The following is a 16,319-nucleotide window of genomic DNA, read 5'->3' on the forward strand; positions in this document are numbered from 1 at the left end:
TCCGCGTGCTCGACGCTCATCGTCTGATGATCTTCCGGTCGGTCGTGGCCGGTGGGTCGGTGCAGTCCGCCGCCGCCAATCTGGGGTACACGCCCTCGGCGGTGAGCCAGCACGTCACCGCGCTCGCCCGGGAGACCGGCCTGGTGCTGTTCGAGCGGGTGGGGCGCGGGCTGCGGCCGACCGCGGCCGGGCTCCTGCTGGCCGAGCAGGCCGACGCGGTGCTGGCCCGGCTCGGTGAGGCGCAGGTGCTCGTCGAGGACCTTCGCACGGGGCGCACCGGGTCGCTGTCGGTGGCCTACTTCGCCTCCGTCGGGTCCGCCTGGATGCCGCGGGTGGTGCGCAGGCTGACCGCCGGTTTCCCGGGGGTCCGGCTCGACCTGGCCCTGCGTGAGTGGCTGCCCGACGACCCGGCCGACCGGTCGGACCTGCAGATCGCCGTCGAACGACCGGAGTTCGAGGCCTGGCCCGGGTTCTCGGTGCACCACCTGCTCGACGACCCCTACGTCGTGGTGGTGCCCGAGGGGCACCCGCTGGCCGGGGCGGAGCAGGTCGACCTGGCGGAGCTGGCCGGGCAGCGGTGGGTGGACAACGACTTCGCCCGCGGGTGGTGCCGGCGCAACCTGGTCGAGGCCTGCGCCGCCGCCGGGTTCCGCCCGCCGTTCCACGTCGAGGCCCACGACTACCGCACGGCGCTGGCCTTCGTCGCCGCCGGGATCGGCGTCACCGTGCTCCCCCGGCTCGGCGCCGTCGACCTGCCGGCCGGGACCTGCGCGGTGCCGGTCGTGCGGCCCACGCCGGTGCGGACGATCCTGGCGGTGGTCCGGGACGCCGCGGCGGCGGCGCCACCGCTGCTGGCGGCCCTCGACGAGCTGCGCGAGCAGTCGGCCCTCAGCCCTGCGGGCGCACCACGATCTCGGTGAGGTGGGCGTCGCGGGTCGCGGTCAGCGCGGCCAGGATCGCGGCGCCGACCGACTCGGGGCGCAGGAACCGCGAGCCGTCGTACTCGCCGCCCTCGTGGGCGACGACCCGCTCCTGCATCGCCGTGTCCACCCGGCCCGGGTGCACGGAGGTGACCCGGATGCCGTGGCCGGACTCCTCGGCGCGCAGGGCGTCGCCGAACGCGCGCAGCGCGAACTTGCTCGCCGCGTAGGACCCCCAGCCCGCGCGGGCGGTGAGCCCGGACCCGGAGTTGACGAGCACGACGTCGGCGCCGGTGTCGGCACCCGCGGCGCGCAGCGCGGGCAGCAGCAGCCGGGTCGTCTCGGCGACCGCGACGACGTTGACGTCGAACTGGTGGCGCCAGGTCTGCGCGGTGGTCTCCGCGACGGTGCCCAGCTCCCCGACCCCGGCCGAGTGGACCAGCGCGTCGAGCCGGTCGATGCCGTCGAGGGCCGTGGCCAGCGCGTCGTCGTCGGTGAGCTCCACCGCCACGGTGCGGACCGCGACCGGGCCCGCCTCGGTCAGCTCCCCGGCCAGGGTCTCCAGCCGCTTCTCGTCCCGGCCGCCCAGGACCAGGTCGTAGCGCGGTGCGAGCAGCCGGGCGGTGGCGGCGCCGATGCCCTGGGAGGCACCGGTGATCAGGGCGAGCGGGCGGCGGGGAGCGGTCACCCGGTGAACCTACGACGACCGGCCCCGTCCTGCGCGAGGACGGGGCCGGTCGTCGTACCGGGGAGCGGGCGCGCTCAGAGCCGAGCCTCGTTCCGCACGCTTCTCTCAGACCCGGCGGGCCGAGTTGAACGGCATCCGGTCGACGTCGGAGATCTTCACCGGCTGGCCGCTGGTGGAGGCGTGCACGATCTGGCCGCCGCCGATGTAGATGCCGACATGGCTGACCGGGCTGTAGAAGAAGACCAGGTCACCGGGCTTCAGGTTCGACTTCGACACCGGGGTGCCCACCCTGGCCTGGGCCCGGCTGGTGCGGGGCAGGTCCTTGCCCGCCTTGGAGAAGGCGTAGTGGACCAGGCCGGAGCAGTCGAACGCGCTCGGGCCGGTGGCGCCCCAGCGGTAGGGCTTGCCGAGCTGGGCCATCGCGGTCGACATCGCGCCGCTGCGCGCGGCGGCGGCCTGCGCGGCCGGGGCCGCGGCCTGCGCCGCGGAGGAGGCCGACAGCGCGGCCGGGTTCGAGCCGAGCGCCGGCAGGACGTTCGCCGCCGGGGCGACGTCACGGGTCACGGTCTCCGCGGCGGGTGCCGCGGAGGCGGCGTCCGTGGGGGCCGCGGTGGCGGCGGGGAGCACGGACAGAACTGCGGCCGCGGCGGCGGTGGTGGCCACGACGGCGACGCGGAGCGCCGGAGCGGAATGACGCTGGGGCACGGTGGGGTCCTCGGGGTGTTGCACCACCGGAGGAGCGGTCGGGGCGGGACCCGTGGGCGCCGGTACGAAGGGGGAGTTCCGGTGGGGACCGGACGGCACTCACGACCCGCCCGCGTCGTCGCCCGGCGGTGACCCTGCACCCCTCACCCCGGATGGGCGGTGGTCGCGCAAGGCCGGACCGCACATTACGAACAGATATCGCTCAAATAAATGACGCAGGGCACATTCATTGCATGACTGCGCTCACGACGAATAACGAGAACATTCCGGATCGGTAATGTCGTCTTCCGGAACGTCTCCGGTACGGCAACGGCCCGGGATGACCTGCACGGTCGTCCCCGGGCCGTTGTACCGAGAAACGGATCAGTTGTCGATCTCGCCCCGGATGAACGCCTCGACCTTGTCGCGGGCCTCGGAGTCGCGGTACTGCTCCGGCGGCGACTTCATGAAGTAGCTCGACGCCGACAGGATCGGTCCGCCGATGCCGCGGTCCTTCGCGATCTTGGCCGCCCGCACCGCGTCGATGATGATGCCCGCGGAGTTCGGGGAGTCCCAGACCTCGAGCTTGTACTCCAGGTTCAGCGGGACGTCACCGAACGCGCGGCCCTCGAGCCGGACGTAGGCCCACTTGCGGTCGTCCAGCCAGGACACGTAGTCCGACGGGCCGATGTGCACGTTGCCCCTGCCCATGTCCCGGTCCACCTGCGAGGTGACGGCCTGGGTCTTGGAGACCTTCTTGGACTCCAGCCGCTCGAGCTCCTTCATGTTCAGGAAGTCCATGTTCCCGCCCACGTTGAGCTGCATCGTGCGGTCCAGCTGCACGCCGCGGTCCTCGAACAGCTTCGCCAGCACCCGGTGGGTGATGGTCGCGCCGACCTGGGATTTGATGTCGTCGCCGACGATCGGGACGCCGGCGGCGCGGAACTTCTCCGCCCACTCGGGGTCCGAGGCGATGAACACCGGCAGCGCGTTGACGAACGCGACGCCCGCATCCAGCGCGGCCTGCGCGTAGAAGCGGTCGGCGTCCTCGCTGCCCACCGGCAGGTAGGACACCAGCACGTCGGCCCCGGTGTCGCGCAGCACCTGCACGACGTCGACGGGCTCGCCGTCGGCCTCGGTGATGGTCTCCCGGTAGAAGCGGCCGAGACCGTCGAGGGTCGGCCCGCGCTGCACGGTCACCCCGAGCGGCGGCACGTCCGCGATCTTGACCGTGTTGTTCTCGCTGGCCGAGATCGCGTCGGCGAGATCCTGACCGACCTTCTTCGCGTCGACGTCGAACGCGGCCACGAAGGTCACGTCCCGGACGTGGTACCCGCCGAAGTCGACGTGCATCAGGCCGGGGACCTGGGTCGACGGATCGGCGTCCGCGTAGTAGTGAACCCCCTGGACCAGCGACGCCGCGCAGTTGCCCACGCCGACGACCGCCACCCGAACCTGGCTCATGTCAGGCTCCTCCTGTTGTCTCGTCCTGTCGTACCCCGCCGGTCGCGGGCCGGGATGGCCCGCCGCCGGGGAAGGTCCTCTCGTCGCGACCGTCCGCGGCGCCCTGCTCGGCCCGTTCGGTCGCGATCAGCTCGTTCAGCCAGCACACCTCGCGCTCGGAGCACTCCAGCCCGAGCCGGTGCAGCTCGCGGGTGTAGCGGTCGACCCCCTCGCAGGGCCCGCCGAGCGCGGTGCGCAGACCGTCCCGGCGTTCCTCGACGGCCCGTCTGCGGCCCTCCAGGATCCGGATCCTGGTCTCCGCCGGTGTCCGCGCGAAGAACGCCAGGTGCACGTCGAAGCTTCCGTCCTCCCACGCCTGGGGTCCGGCCTCGGCGAGCATGGCCGCGAACCGGTCCCGGCCCGCCGGGGTGATGCGGTAGACCCGCCTGCCCCGTCGCAGCCGTCCCGGAGCGCGTCCGTACTGATCACCCGCCTCGTCGGTGGTCTCGGCGATCGACCCGGCCCGCAGCAGCCGGCGCAGGGCCGGGTACAACGAGCCGTAGGAGAACGCGCGGAAGCCGCCGAGCCTGCGGCCGAGCTGCTTGCGCAGCTCGTAGCCGTGCAGCGGACCGTCCTGGAGCAGGCCGAGGACCGCGAAGTCCAGCATCGCGACCTCCTCCGTGCGGACCGCCGACCGGTCATCCTATCGGTCCGATACATCGATCCGTCCCATCCATGATCGTGATCACAGGCGCACGCGGACCGGACGAGTACCCCGACCAGGCACGGAACGGTCGTGCCCGCAGGGGCCCCTGCGGGACGGCGATGGGTCCGCGGGTCCGTCCCGCGTACCCTGGTCGGGTGCTCAGCCCGCGACAGGTGGTGGACTACGCCCTGCAGCGCCGTGCTCTGCTGGCCGACGTCCGGGCCGGCCGGGTCGGCCGTGAGGAGGTGTGCGATGCGGGTGCCTACCTGCTCCGCGCCGCGCGCTTCCACGGCACGTCCGCCGGTCGGGCCTGTCCGGTCTGCCGACACGACGAGCTCGCCCAGGTCTCGTGGGTGTTCGGCGAGAGCCTGCGCCACGTCTCCGGTTCGGCCCGCTCCGCGGCGGACCTCGAGCAGCTCGCGGCGCAGGTCGCCGACTTCTCCGTGCACGTCGTCGAGGTGTGCACCGAGTGCCGCTGGAACCACCTGGTCCGCTCGTTCGTCCTCGGCACCGGCCGCCCCCGCCGCGGCCGGCGGAGTGCGGGTGGCTGAGTCCGATGGCGCCCTGCCCGACGAGCACGACCACCCGGACCGCGCGCACCGCGCCGGTCCGCTGCCGGATCCCCTCCGCCCCGGGCACCCCCGGCCCGGGCCGCAGCGGATCCGGTCCACCGCATCCCACGGAGCCGCCCGGTGAACGACGAGCGTGACCCCCGGCGCACCCCGCCGCCGCCCCCGCCCCCCGGTCCTCCGCGGTCCCGTCCCCCGATGCCCCCGCCGGTACCCCGACCGGGCGTGGCCCCCCGTCCCCCGATGCCCCCGCCCCCCGGTCGTCCACCGGTGGGCGGCCGTCCCGCACCCGCGGGCCCGCCGCCGCGCCCGGTCCCCCAGTCCCCGCCGCCGCTGCTGACCCACGACGACTCCGGGGTCGGCCACTTCGACCCCGTCGTCCGGCCCGCCCAGGCCGGTCCGCGCACGGCCGCCCCGCAGCGCACCGGACGTCCGCCGGCCCGCGGTGCCGCGGCGGCCGCGGCGGCACCGGCCACGGCCGCCCGTCGTGGCGGCGGAGGTGGCCGCCCGCCCGGCCCGCCCGGCCGTCCCGACGGTCGCGGTCCCGGGGACGGCGGTGACGGGCGGAAGAAGCCCGGCCGTCGTCGCCGGCTCCGGCGCTGGGTGATCGGGCTCGCCGCGTTCGCGGTGATCGGCCCGCTCGTCGCGTTCGCGATCGGCTGGCTGGTGTTCCCGGTCCCCAAGGCCGACGACATCGCCGTCACCCAGGTGGCGACCTTCACCTACACCGACGGCGCCCCGCTGGCGACCGTCCGGCCGGACAACGTCAACCGGACCAGCGTCGACCTGTCCCAGGTGCCGGTGCCGGTCCAGCAGGCCGTGCTGTCCGCCGAGGACCGCACGTTCTTCTCCAACCCCGGCTTCGACATCACCGGCATCGCGCGGGCGGTGATCAACCAGCTCTCCGGCGGGATCGGCGGCGGCTCGACGATCACCCAGCAGTACATCAAGGTGACCACCGGCAACGACCAGTACTCGCTGTTCCGCAAGTTCCGCGAGGTCGTGCTGGCCGCGAAGATGTCCAAGGAGATGACCAAGGAGCAGATCCTCGGCAACTACCTGAACGCGATCTACCTGGGTCGCGGCGCCTACGGCATCCAGGCTGCCAGCCAGGCGTACTTCGGGAAGAACGTCCAGGACCTGAACGCCTCCGAGGGCGCGATGATCGCCGGCCTGATCCAGTCGCCGTCGCGCTGGGACCCGGCGAAGAACCTCGAGATGTCCCAGCAGCGGTGGAACTTCGTGCTCGACGGCATGGTCGCCCAGGGCTGGATGACGCAGGCCGACCGGGCGCAGCAGAGGTTCCCGCAGTGGCGCGAGGCCTCCGCGGCCGAGGGGGGTGGCATCCCCGGCGACGACAAGGGCCACATCTACAACGCGGCCCGCGCCGAGCTGGAGAAGCTCGGGATCTCCGAGACCGAGATCAACACCCAGGGTCTGACGGTCACCACGACGATCGACCCGAAGGCCCAGGAGGACGCGGCGACGGCCGTCAAGAAGGTCATGGACGGCCAGCCCGGCAACCTGCGGTCCTCGCTGGTGTCGGTGAACCCGAAGACCGGGGCGGTCATCGCCTACTTCGGCGGTGAGAACGGTGTCGGCCTCGACTACGCCTCGGTGCTCAAGCAGCCCGGCTCGTCGTTCAAGCCGTTCGTGCTCGCGGCGGCGCTGCAGGCGAACCCGCCGGTCGGTCTCGGCACGATCTACGACGGTTCCTCCCCCCAGGAGCTCGCCGGCACCACGGTCACCAACTCCGAGGGCGTCAGCTGCGGCCAGTGCTCGGTGAAGGAGGCCATGACCAAGTCGATCAACACGGTCTTCTACCGGATGGGCCTCGACGTCGGCCCGCAGCGGGTCGCCGACGCCGCGCACCAGGCCGGTATCCCCGCCGACCTGCTGCCGAACCCCACCGGCGGCATCTCGCTGGGTGACCGCGAGGTCCACCCCGAGGACATGGCCGCCGCCTACGGCACGTTCGCGGCCGACGGCATGAAGCGCGACCCGTTCCTGATCGCGAAGGTCACCGCCAGCGACGGCCGGGTCATCTACGACCGCGGCAGTACCGACAACGGCCAGCAGGTCATGCCGGCCGAGGTGGCCCGCAACGTCACCGAGTCCATGACCGACGTCGCGAGCTCGTCGCGGATCGGGCTGGACGGGCGTCCGGTCGCCGCGAAGACCGGCACCGTGCAGAGCAGCGTCCAGGGCCAGAACAACGACGCCTGGACCGTCGGCTACACCCCGTCGGTGTCCACCGCGGTGTGGGTCGGCACCGACGACAACACCCCGATCAAGAACTCCGCGGGCCGCCCGATCTACGGGCGGATGCTGCCCGGCTCGATCTGGCAGTCGTTCATGAACGACGTGCTGCAGGGGACGCCGGTGGAGCAGTTCTCCGACTTCGAGCCGATCGGCCAGGCCCCGGCCCGGGCCGTCTCGAACGACTCCGGGCAGGGCGACGACCAGCAGGCGACCACCACCCAGGAGCCCGGCGACAGTCGCGACAACCGCGACAACGCCGACAACGGCGACCGGGGTGACCGCGGGAACCGCGGCGACCGGGGTGACTCCTCGGGCGACGGCGCCGGTGACGGGTCCGGCGACGGCAGCAGCGGCGACCCCGGCAGCGACGGCAACAGCGACGGCCCGCCCGGCTCCGACGCGGGCCGGGACCGTCCGGGCCGCGGGGGCGACAACTGACCGCAGGCGGCCGGCCCGGAGCCGCACCACCCGCCCCCCGCGACGCGCCGGGGGCGGGCGTCCGGGACCGGGAGATCCCGACCTGGACCGAGCCGCTGGCGCGCGCCGCGAGCCGGGTCGTCGGAGGCCCGATGGGCCGGCACGCACTCGTCGGACGGTCGCGCTGGTGGACCCCGCTGCGGGTGGTGCTGCTGCTCGCGGTCGTCGTGCTGGCGCTGGGCTGGCTGGGCAAGGCGGCCTGTCTGCAGCAGTACCGCACCCCCGACGGTGCGCTCGCGCTGGACTGGCGCAACGACCGTCAGTACGTCGCGATGTGCTACTCCGACACCGTCCCGCTCTACGGGCTGGAAGGTCTCGCCGACGACGCCGTCCCCTACCGCGACGCCTGGCTCGAGACCGCCGCCGACGGCTCCCGCACCGCCCGGTACATGGAGTACCCGGTCGTCACCGGGATGTTCCAGTACCTCAATGCGCAGCTGACCGACGGCTGGCAGTGGCTGGCCGAGCGGCTGCCGCTGCCGACGGCGCTCGACGTCGTCGTCTACTTCGACGTCACCGCGATCTGGCTGGCCATGGCCTGGCTGGTGGTGGTGTGGGCGGTGCTGATGCTCCGCCCGGAACGTCCGTGGGACGCCGCGTTGGTCGCGCTGTCCCCGCTGGTGGCGGTGCACGCGTTCACCAACTTCGACACGCTCACCGTCGCGCTCGCGACCGGGGCACTGCTCGCGCTGCGCCGGGACCGGCCGGTCTGGGCCGGGGTGCTGCTCGGGATCGGCGGCGCGGCCAAGCTCTACCCGCTGCTGTTCCTGCTACCGGTGCTGCTCGTCGGCTGGCGACGCCGCGCCGACGGCGGCCTCCCGCGTGCCGCGTGGACGATCGGTGCCGCGGTCCTCGCCTGGGTGGCGGTGAACCTCCCGGTCGCGCTGGCCTGGCCGCGCGGCTGGGTCGAGTTCTTCCTGCTCAACCGCACGCGCCCGGCCGACCCGGACTCGATCTGGTACTCGCTGTACTGGTTCACCGGCTGGTCCGGCTTCGACGGCCCGCTCGGCGACGGGCAGTCCCCCACCGTGCTCAACACCGTCACCGCGGTGCTCATGGTGCTGGCGTTCGCCGCGATCGCCTGGCTCGCGCTGCGCGCGCCGCGCCCGCCCGCGGTCGCCGAGCTGGCGTTCCTGACGGTCTCGGCGTTCCTGCTGGTCAACAAGGTGTGGAGCCCGCAGTACTCGCTGTGGCTGGTCCCGCTCGCGGTGCTCGCCCTGCCCCGCTGGCGGCTGCTGCTGGCGTGGATGGTCGTCGACGCGCTGGTCTGGGTGCCACGGATGTTCCAGTACCTCGGCGTCGCGAACAAGGGGCTGCCGCCGGAGCCGTTCCTGGTGACCGTGCTGGTCCGCGACGCCGTGGTGGTCGCGCTGTGCGTGCTCGTCGTCCGGCAGATCCTGCGGCCCGGCACCGACCCCGCCCGGGAACCGGAGCCCGTGTGGCCGGTCGGCCCGCGGGTCTCCCGGTCCGGCGTGCCCGCCGTGACCGCCTCCGCGTCGGCCGTGCCCGCACGGGGCGGGCGACGGCGGAGGGACGGCGATGGCCCCGGCCCCACCGGTTCCGTCGGGACGTCCCGGTCCGGGGGCGCGGCCGGTTCCGCGGGTTCCGGTCGCGCCGATCGCGCGGCCGCACCCGAACCGTGGCCGTCCCGGGCGGCCCGCCCCCGGCGCGACCCCGCGGACTGAACTGCGGCCGCCCCTCGCGTCGTCGCACGTGCCCTGCCGTTCGCTGCGCTCCCGGACGGCTGCCGTCCCCCGGCGGTCGTCGCACCCCTGGTGACGTCGTTGCACCCCCCCGTGCACCCGCCGCCCGCGGTGCCCGCCGACGGTCGCGCCCGGGCGCCGCCGCCCGCAGGGCCGGACGCCGACAGCCTGGCGCCGGTCACCGGTCGCCCTGCGCCACGAGCCGGGCGCCGCACAGGGGGTGTGGTGGCGCCGCACAGGATGTGACGTGTGCGGCGGCGACGGAGCCTGTGCGGCGCCCGGGCGGGTGCGACGATCAGGGCATGGCCGACGACGTGGTGGTCCCGGAACCGGTGCAGCGCCAGCTGCGGGAGCGTGTCGAGGCGGCGCTGACGACGCTCCCCCCGGCCGAGCGACGGGCCGCGTCGGAGGCGGACCGGGCGGGGAGGCGGGCCGCCGCCGTCACCCTGACGCTGCTGCCGGTCCCCGGTGCCACCGGCGACGGCCGTCTCGCCGACGAGGTCGCGTTCGTCCTGACCCGGCGCACCCGGTCGCTGCGGGCGCACTCCGGGCAGTGGGCCCTTCCGGGCGGGCGGCTCGACCCGGGTGAGACCGCCGAGCAGGCGGGACGCCGCGAGGTGTCCGAGGAGATCGGGCTCGAGCTCGGCCCGGACCGCGTGCTCGGTCTGCTCGACGACTACCCGACCCGTTCCGGCTACGTCATCACCCCGGTCGTGCTGTGGGCCGGCGGCGCGGGCGAGCCGACGCCCAACCCGGACGAGGTCGCCGAGCTGCACCGCCCGCCGCTGGCCGAGATCGACCACGAGCCCCGGTTCCTCACCATCCCCGAGTCCGACGCCCCGGTGATCCAGGTGCCGCTGTTCGACCGCTACGTCCACGCCCCCACCGGCGCGGTGCTCCACCAGTTCCGCGAGGTCGTCCTGCACGGGCGCGCGACCCGGGTCGCGCACCTGGAGCAGCCGGTCTTCGCCTGGCGCTGAGGAATCCCGGGACCGGGTCTCAGGCGCGGACGGGCCCGCCGAACACGCCCTCCGGGTCGACGCGGCGCTTCAGCGCGGCCAGCCGGAGCCGGGTGTCGTCGTCCCAGTACCCGGCGACGGTGTCCGGCGCCGCCTGACCGGCCAGGTTGACCAGACCGCCGCGGGTCCACGGGGCGACGGCGTCGAGCAGTGCGGCGGCCCGGGCCGGGACCTGCACGGCGGCCTCCGGACCCGCGGGCACGCCGAGGCAGTACAGGGAGACGGCGCCGTGCCGCCCGGCGACCGCGTTCGGCACCGCCGCCGGCCGGGAGAGCGCCCCGCCGAGCAGCCGCAGCTCCACCAGGACCAGCGGCGACGAGCTGTCCGGTCCCGCCTCGGCGAGGACAGCGTCGACCGCGTCCGCGGGCAGCGATCCCAGGACGGCTCCGCGGTCCCAGACCGGCATCGGGTCGGTCGGGTCGGAGTGGACGGCGTCGACGGCCGCATACGGCAGCTCCCCGACGCCGTCGAGCAGCGGGGCGGCGACCGCCCGCATCGGCGCGAGCAGCGCCTCGCCCTCGTCGACCGAGCCGAGGTGGGTGAACCGCAGGTGCACGACGAACCGGCCCCGCAGCTCCGTCGGCAACGCCGGGTCCGGCGGGAGCGCGAGCAGCGCGACCGAGGTCGACGTGTCCTCCCCCAGCCCCGGCGCCCACTTCCGCCAGGCGTGCAGCAGCCGGGGTGCGTCGTCGCCGTCGAAGAAGATCCCGCCGCCGTGGAACCGCGGCTGCTCGACCAGCTCGAACTCCATCCACGTGACGACGCCGAAGCTCTCCCGGCCGCCGCGGACCGCCCAGAACAGGTCGGGGCCCGATCCGGCGTCGACGGTCCGGGCGACGCCGTCGGCGGTCACGATGCCGAACCGGGTCACGTGGTCGGCGGCGAACCCGTGCCGACGGCCGAGCGGCCCGAGGCCCCCGCCGGTGGTGTAGCCGACGACCCCGACGCCCGAGCTCGACCCGCAGAGCGGGGCGAGGCCGTGCGGGGCGGCGGCGTCGAGCACCGCGCGCCAGCGCACGCCGGCGCCCACCCGGGCCCGCCGGGCGACCGGGTCGACGGCGAGTTCGGTCATGCGGCGGGTGGAGACCAGCACGACGTCGTCGAGGTCGCCGGTCAGCCCGTGCCCGGTGGCCTGCACGGCCACCCGCATCCCCTGCGCGGCGGCCCACCGGACGGCGGCCGCGACGTCGTGCTCCCCGGTGGCGCCGACCACGACCGCCGGTGTCGGGACGTGCGCGAGGTTGAACCCGCCGACCTCCTGCGCCCAGCCGGGGTCGGACGGGCCGAGCACCGGCCCGGCGACGGCGGCCGCGAGCTCGGCGAGGGGACGGGCGAGGGAGGAGGAGGTCATGACCGGGGCTCCGTTCATCAGGGTCGTTCGGTACGACCGACCCTCCGCCCCACGGCGCCGCCGGCCCATCCCCCGGGGCTGGGCGACCGACACCCCAGAAACCTGGGACACCCGTTCCGAGCAGCACGGATGTCGCCACCTCCCCAGTTCTGACGATGGAGATCATCGACGGGGCTCCGGACACTCGGGAGGTGCCCGCTGCCGCCCCGGCGCGCGTCCGTGAACGCCTCACCGCCCTCGCGGCGGCCGGCCTGGACGCGCCCACCTTCGGACTGACCGCACTGGACCTGCTGCGGTCCTCGCTGCCGTTCTCGGCGGCCTGTCTGGCCACCGTCGACCCGGCGACCGAGCTCGTCACCGGCGTGGTCAAGGCCGACCTCACCGACGAGCACGACGACCTCTGGGCCCGCCACGAGTACGAGGTCGTCGACCTCTACAACTCCTTCGACGTGTTCCGCAGGCCCGGCGGAGTGACCACGGCGCTCGCCGAGACCGACGGGGACCTGAGCCGGCTGCGTCGCTTCGACGAGTTCTTCTCCCCCGTCTACGGCTTCGGTGACGAGCTGCGCTTCACCGCGGCCGCCGACGGCGCACACTGGGGCTTCGTCGCCCTGTTCCGCGACGACGGGCGCGGCTTCAGCCCCGCCGAGCAGGAGTACGCCGCCGACGTCGGACGGCTGTTCGGCCGCGGGATGCGGGCCGGGCTCGTCGCGGGTGCGGTCGCCGACGGCCCCGGCGGCGCGGACGGCCCGGCGGTGCTCGTCGTCGGGCGGGACGGCGCGGTCACCCACGGCGGAGCCGGCGTCGCCGAGCGGCTGGCCGACCTCGGCGGGGACACCGACGGGGCGCTCCCGTTCCCGCTGCTCGGGCTGATCCGGGCGGCCCGCCGCTACGCCGCCGGGCACCTGGTGCAGCTGCCGCGGACCCGGCTGCGAACACGCTCCGGGCACTGGGTGGTGGCGCACGCGTCGCCGCTGGCCGGGCCGGACGGGGCCTCGGGGCAGGTCGTCGTGACGATCGAGGAGGCCCGCCCGCCGGAGATCGTCCCGCTGGTCACCGCGGCGTTCGGGCTGACCCCGCGTGAGCGCGACGTCGTCGGCCTGGTGCTGCGCGGCGCGGACACCGCGGAGATCGCCCGCGTCCTGCACCTGTCCGCGTGGACCGTGCAGGACCACCTCAAGTCGGTGTTCGCGAAGGTCGGGGTCCGCAGCAGGCGCGAGCTCACCGCCCGGGTCTACTTCGACCAGTACGCCCCGCGGCTGCAGGTCGGGGCGGGGCTCACGCCCTCCGGCTGGTTCGCCGGTACCGCCTGAGGCCGCCTCAGGTGTGCTCGCGCAGGAACGCGATGTCGCGGGCCTGTCCCTCGGCCGGGGTCTCGACAACGACCGGTGCCCCCGCCGCCGCGACGACGGCGGCCAGCTCGTCCGGCGGGATCGTCCCGTCGTCGATGTTGGCGTGCCGGTCGCGGGCGGAGTCGAACGCGTCGCGCGAGTTGTTCAGGTGGATCAGGTCGATCCGCCCGGTGATCCCCCGGACCCGCTCGACGATCCCGGCCAGCTCCTCGCCGCCGGCGAAGGCGTGGCAGGTGTCCAGGCAGAACCCGACGCCGAACTCGCCCACCGCGTCCCACAGCCGGCCCAGCGCGTCGAAGCGGCGGGCCATGGCGTTGTCCCCGCCCGCGGTGTTCTCGATCAGGACGGGCACGTCGAAGCCGTGCTCCCCGGCCTGGCGCTCGACGAACTTGCGCCAGTTGTCGATCCCGACGGCCGGGTCGTCGTCCTTCGTGACGTGGCCGCCGTGCACGACCAGGCCGAACGCGCCGACCTCGGCGGCCCCGGCCAGGTGCTGCTGCACGATCTTGCGGCTCGGGATGCGGATCCGGTTGTTCGTGGACGCGACGTTCGCGGTGTAGGGCGCGTGCACCACCACCGCGACGTCCGACGCGGCCAGCTCCGCCGCCCGTGGGTGCGGCGGCGGCTTCTTCCAGCCCTGCGGGTCGGACAGGAACAGCTGGATCACCTCGGCGCCGACCTCGGCGGCCGCGGCCAGAGGGTCCTCGGCGTCGCGGACGTGTGCTCCGATCTGCATACGGGCACGGTAGCGAGGACCCCCGACAGCCGTGGGCCGCCGGTCGGCCGTCGGTGACGGCGTCGAGCGGCTCGCCGAGGACGGGGCCGGTGTCGGCGACGAACGACAGCCGTCCGTCGGCCGGCGTCTCCGCGGGCACGGCCCGAACCCGTCCCGGCGATCCGGGGAACCGCGTACCCGCAGGTCGGGGCCGGAACGGCCGTTGCTAGCCTGTACCGGCATCCCCGCAGCTCCCGCGCATCCGCCGGAAACTGTCGGGGTGCACTGAGAACCTCCTGTCACGGCCGTCCGGGCCGTGACCGTTTCGAGTCCATAGGAGGTGAGTGGTTCTCATGCGTCATTACGAGGTCATGGTCATCCTCGACGGCGGCCTGGACGAGCGCACTGTGCAGCCGTCCCTGGAGCAGTTCCTCACCGTCGTGAAGAACGACGGCGGATCGGTCGAGAAGATCGAGGTCTGGGGCAAGCGCCGCCTGGCCTACGAGATCAAGAAGCAGGGCGAGGCCATCTACGCGGTCCTCGACATCACCGCTGAGCCGGCCACCGTCACCGAGCTGGACCGCCAGCTGGGTCTGAACGAGTCCGTGCTGCGCACCAAGGTCCTGCGCAAGGACGTCACCCGCACGCCGGCGCCCGCCGCCGGCTGATTGGAGCCGTCATGGCCGGCGAGACCGTCATCACCGTCGTGGGCAACCTGACGGCGGATCCCGAGCTGCGGTTCACCCCGTCCGGCGCCGCGGTCGCCAACTTCACCGTGGCGTCCACCCCGCGCACCTTCGACCGCCAGTCCGGCGAGTGGAAGGACGGCGAGGCGCTCTTCCTGCGCTGCAACATCTGGCGCCAGGCGGCGGAGAACGTCGCCGAGTCCCTGACCCGCGGCGCGCGCGTCGTGGTCCAGGGTCGCCTGCGCCAGCGGTCGTTCGAGACCAAGGAAGGCGAGAAGCGCACCGTCGTGGAGATGGAGGTCGACGAGGTCGGCCCGTCCCTGCGCTACGCGACCGCCAAGGTCAACAAGGTCAACCGGGGCGGAGGTTCCGGTGGCTTCGGTGGCGGCGGCGGTGGCTACGACGGCGGCGGTGGCGGTGGCGCCCGACAGGGCGGCGGTTCCGGCGGTGGAGGCAACTCCGGCGGCGGCTATGACGACCCCTGGGGTTCGGCCCCGCCCGCGGGCAGTGGCGCCGCGTCCGACGACGAGCCCCCCTTCTGATCCACGTACCTCTCCGCCCGTGACGGGCGGAGGACGATCTCCAGGAGCACCACCATGGCCAAGGCCATCGTGCGCAAGCCGAAGAAGAAGGTCTGCGCTTTCTGCAAGGACAAGGCCCAGCTGATCGACTACAAGGACACCGGTCTGCTGCGGAAGTTCATCTCCGACCGCGGCAAGATCCGTGCCCGTCGGGTCTCCGGCAACTGCCGGCAGCACCAGCGGGACGTCGCCGTCGCGGTGAAGAACTCCCGTGAGGTCGCCCTGCTGCCGTACACCTCGACCGCTCGCTGAGGAAGGGGAGACACATGAAGCTCATCCTCAACGCCGACGTCCCGAACCTGGGTGCCCCGGGTGACATCGTCGAGGTCAAGGACGGCTACGGCCGCAACTACCTGCTGCCGCGCAAGCTCGCGGTCGTCGCCACCCGTGGCGCGGAGAAGCAGGTCGAGCAGATCCGCCGGGCCCAGAAGTCCCGCGAGATCCGCGACCTGGGCCACGCCCAGCAGGTCGACTCGCAGCTGCGCAACATCAACGTGACCGTCCCGGCCAAGGCCGGCGACACCGGCCGTCTGTTCGGCTCGATCACGCCGGCCCAGGTCGTCGACGCCGTCAAGGCGGCCGGCGGCCCGCTGCTGGACAAGCGCAGCATCGACGTCCCGGGTCACCTCAAGACCCTGGGCAAGCACCAGGTGCAGGTCCGCCTGCACCCGGAGGTCACCACCGAGCTGCCGATCGCGGTCGTCGCGAGCTGAGCGGCCCGGTGGTCGTTCGACCACCGAGCGTGAACAGGGCGGTGTCCGGAGCCATGTGCTCCGGACACCGCCCTTTCGCGTGTCCGGGCCGGGCCGGCCGGGCGTCGTGCACACGGTGCGCAGTCCCGGATGGACGATCGACACCGATCGGACGACCCCGCACCGGATGTCTTGTCACGCAGCCGACACGCCGTGCGGTGACGATCCACTCGTCGGGCGGGCCTGTGGACGCGCCGGGCGGCGAGCGGTCCGCCGGGCGCTCCGACACGCCCGTACGCGGTGTGCGACGACACGCCAGAGCAAAGTTGTCCACAGCTGTGAGTATGGCTCTGACCTGCGCAGACGGTCCGTTCCGCTCCCTTGTCCCCAGGTTGTCCCCAGCACGGTCCCGGGACGGGCGGCATCCGTGCACAGTTCATCCCCAGTTCGATCACCAGGCCGGTTCGCCAC

16 protein-coding genes are annotated in these 16,319 nt (G+C 73.8%); 10 read left to right on the forward strand and 6 right to left on the reverse strand.

The window, feature by feature from the left end; all coding sequences use genetic code 11:
* Positions 1–5: 5 nt before the first annotated feature.
* Entirely contained in the window at positions 6–920 is a 915-nt protein-coding gene (locus KPF22_RS02060; protein ID WP_208825952.1) for a LysR family transcriptional regulator, read from the forward strand.
* Here KPF22_RS02060 and KPF22_RS02065 read toward each other — a convergent pair.
* The 4 genes from KPF22_RS02065 to KPF22_RS02080 form a co-directional block, all read right to left on the reverse strand.
* Complete coding sequence (locus KPF22_RS02065) at positions 889–1,608, reverse strand: SDR family oxidoreductase (protein ID WP_208825954.1); 720 nt, start codon at positions 1,606–1,608, stop codon at positions 889–891. The genes KPF22_RS02060 and KPF22_RS02065 overlap by 32 nt on opposite strands.
* Before the next feature lie 105 nt (positions 1,609–1,713).
* Positions 1,714–2,313 (reverse strand): C40 family peptidase, encoded by a 600-nt coding sequence (locus KPF22_RS32915; RefSeq protein WP_224401055.1) that lies wholly within the window; start codon positions 2,311–2,313, stop codon positions 1,714–1,716.
* Between the two features lie 363 nt (positions 2,314–2,676).
* A complete protein-coding gene (locus KPF22_RS02075) occupies positions 2,677–3,756 on the reverse strand; it encodes an inositol-3-phosphate synthase (RefSeq protein WP_208825956.1) in 1,080 nt (359 codons plus the stop codon).
* Between the two features lies 1 nt (position 3,757).
* The gene (locus tag KPF22_RS02080; protein ID WP_208825958.1) at positions 3,758–4,402 is read right to left on the reverse strand and encodes a PadR family transcriptional regulator; all 645 of its coding nucleotides are present in this window, start codon (positions 4,400–4,402) and stop codon (positions 3,758–3,760) included.
* Between the two features lie 194 nt (positions 4,403–4,596).
* On the opposite strand from KPF22_RS02080, the gene KPF22_RS02085 reads away from it, so the two are divergent.
* From KPF22_RS02085 to KPF22_RS02100, 4 genes are all read left to right on the forward strand, one after another.
* Positions 4,597–4,992, forward strand: coding sequence for a DUF5318 family protein (locus tag KPF22_RS02085; protein ID WP_062403958.1), 396 nt, complete (start codon positions 4,597–4,599; stop codon positions 4,990–4,992).
* Positions 4,993–5,280: 288 nt separating this feature from the next.
* A complete protein-coding gene (locus tag KPF22_RS02090; protein ID WP_224401056.1) occupies positions 5,281–7,710 on the forward strand; it encodes a transglycosylase domain-containing protein in 2,430 nt (809 codons plus the stop codon).
* 131 nt (positions 7,711–7,841) lie between these two features.
* On the forward strand, positions 7,842–9,434 hold the full coding sequence (locus KPF22_RS02095; protein WP_308010353.1) for a glycosyltransferase 87 family protein: 1,593 nt from the start codon (positions 7,842–7,844) through the stop codon (positions 9,432–9,434).
* 320 nt (positions 9,435–9,754) lie between these two features.
* Positions 9,755–10,432: a CoA pyrophosphatase gene (locus KPF22_RS02100; RefSeq protein WP_224401057.1), complete on the forward strand. Its 678-nt coding sequence runs from the start codon at positions 9,755–9,757 to the stop codon at positions 10,430–10,432.
* 19 nt (positions 10,433–10,451) lie between these two features.
* Here the strand turns inward: KPF22_RS02100 and KPF22_RS02105 are convergent, their stop codons facing one another.
* Positions 10,452–11,822 (reverse strand): FAD-binding oxidoreductase, encoded by a 1,371-nt coding sequence (locus KPF22_RS02105; protein WP_224401058.1) that lies wholly within the window; start codon positions 11,820–11,822, stop codon positions 10,452–10,454.
* A gap of 191 nt (positions 11,823–12,013) precedes the next feature.
* Between KPF22_RS02105 and KPF22_RS02110 the strand changes: the two genes are divergently transcribed.
* Positions 12,014–13,135: a helix-turn-helix transcriptional regulator gene (locus KPF22_RS02110; protein WP_224401059.1), complete on the forward strand. Its 1,122-nt coding sequence runs from the start codon at positions 12,014–12,016 to the stop codon at positions 13,133–13,135.
* Between the two features lie 7 nt (positions 13,136–13,142).
* On the opposite strand, the gene KPF22_RS02115 is transcribed toward KPF22_RS02110, so the two are convergent.
* Positions 13,143–13,910, reverse strand: coding sequence for a deoxyribonuclease IV (locus KPF22_RS02115; protein WP_062398963.1), 768 nt, complete (start codon positions 13,908–13,910; stop codon positions 13,143–13,145).
* A 332-nt stretch (positions 13,911–14,242) separates the two neighbouring features.
* Between KPF22_RS02115 and rpsF the strand changes: the two genes are divergently transcribed.
* From rpsF to rplI, 4 genes are read left to right on the forward strand one after another with little or no spacing between them, the layout of a single operon-like run.
* Positions 14,243–14,557: a 30S ribosomal protein S6 gene (rpsF, locus tag KPF22_RS02120; RefSeq protein WP_062398960.1), complete on the forward strand. Its 315-nt coding sequence runs from the start codon at positions 14,243–14,245 to the stop codon at positions 14,555–14,557.
* 11 nt (positions 14,558–14,568) lie between these two features.
* Positions 14,569–15,117, forward strand: a complete 549-nt coding sequence (locus KPF22_RS02125) for a single-stranded DNA-binding protein (protein WP_208822721.1) — start codon at positions 14,569–14,571, stop codon at positions 15,115–15,117.
* A 54-nt stretch (positions 15,118–15,171) separates the two neighbouring features.
* Positions 15,172–15,408 carry a 30S ribosomal protein S18 gene (gene rpsR / locus KPF22_RS02130; RefSeq protein ID WP_020623471.1) on the forward strand — a complete coding sequence of 79 codons (237 nt, stop codon included), beginning with the start codon at positions 15,172–15,174 and terminating at the stop codon, positions 15,406–15,408.
* A gap of 14 nt (positions 15,409–15,422) precedes the next feature.
* On the forward strand, positions 15,423–15,869 hold the full coding sequence (gene rplI / locus KPF22_RS02135; protein WP_208822723.1) for a 50S ribosomal protein L9: 447 nt from the start codon (positions 15,423–15,425) through the stop codon (positions 15,867–15,869).
* Positions 15,870–16,319 lie beyond the last annotated feature (450 nt).

This window comes from Pseudonocardia sp. ICBG1034 (genome assembly GCF_020131375.1).
Lineage (GTDB): Bacteria > Actinomycetota > Actinomycetes > Mycobacteriales > Pseudonocardiaceae > Pseudonocardia > Pseudonocardia alni.

Coding starts and splice junctions, on each gene's coding strand:
- KPF22_RS02125 (WP_208822721.1), top strand. CDS start 14,569: ATGGCCGGCGAGACCGTCATCACCGTCGTGGGCAACCTGACGGCGGAT.
- rpsF (WP_062398960.1), top strand. CDS start 14,243: ATGCGTCATTACGAGGTCATGGTCATCCTCGACGGCGGCCTGGACGAG.
- KPF22_RS02075 (WP_208825956.1), bottom strand. CDS start 3,756: ATGAGCCAGGTTCGGGTGGCGGTCGTCGGCGTGGGCAACTGCGCGGCG.
- KPF22_RS02105 (WP_224401058.1), bottom strand. CDS start 11,822: ATGACCTCCTCCTCCCTCGCCCGTCCCCTCGCCGAGCTCGCGGCCGCC.
- KPF22_RS02095 (WP_308010353.1), top strand. CDS start 7,842: ATGGGCCGGCACGCACTCGTCGGACGGTCGCGCTGGTGGACCCCGCTG.
- KPF22_RS02100 (WP_224401057.1), top strand. CDS start 9,755: ATGGCCGACGACGTGGTGGTCCCGGAACCGGTGCAGCGCCAGCTGCGG.
- rpsR (WP_020623471.1), top strand. CDS start 15,172: ATGGCCAAGGCCATCGTGCGCAAGCCGAAGAAGAAGGTCTGCGCTTTC.
- KPF22_RS02115 (WP_062398963.1), bottom strand. CDS start 13,910: ATGCAGATCGGAGCACACGTCCGCGACGCCGAGGACCCTCTGGCCGCG.
- KPF22_RS02080 (WP_208825958.1), bottom strand. CDS start 4,402: ATGCTGGACTTCGCGGTCCTCGGCCTGCTCCAGGACGGTCCGCTGCAC.
- rplI (WP_208822723.1), top strand. CDS start 15,423: ATGAAGCTCATCCTCAACGCCGACGTCCCGAACCTGGGTGCCCCGGGT.